The sequence below is a fragment of the Sabulibacter ruber genome (genome assembly GCF_017355955.1).
GTDB lineage: Bacteria > Bacteroidota > Bacteroidia > Cytophagales > Hymenobacteraceae > Nibribacter > Nibribacter ruber_A.
The window spans coordinates 1-253 of record NZ_JAFFID010000176.1 but is presented as its reverse complement, the minus strand read 5'-3'; the positions used below and the strand labels follow the sequence as shown (position 1 = coordinate 253).

1 pseudogene is annotated in these 253 nt (G+C 72.7%); it reads left to right on the top strand.

Annotation, left to right across the window (positions count from 1 at the left end):
* Positions 1-36: 36 nt before the first annotated feature.
* Positions 37-253, top strand: a pseudogene (locus JT719_RS24940) (hypothetical protein); the annotation flags it as partial.

Sequence of the window (253 nt, the reverse complement as noted above, 5' to 3'; positions counted from 1 at the left end):
TGCCACCGGAGAAAGCGGATCGGCACGGAGACGGACATGAAACCTGAAGGCATCGACAGCTCGCGTCGCCTCGTCGTCGGCGGCATCGCCACCGGCATGGTCGCGGCCTTCGGCACGCCCGTGCTGGCGCAGCAGGGGAACGCTCCGACCGGCGCTGGCGCGGCCAGCGGCGCGCCGGCCATGCGGAACCCGGTCACCGAATACCCCCGCCCGCCCTTTCCCCGGCAGGAGCAGGAATGGCCGGGCCTCGCCA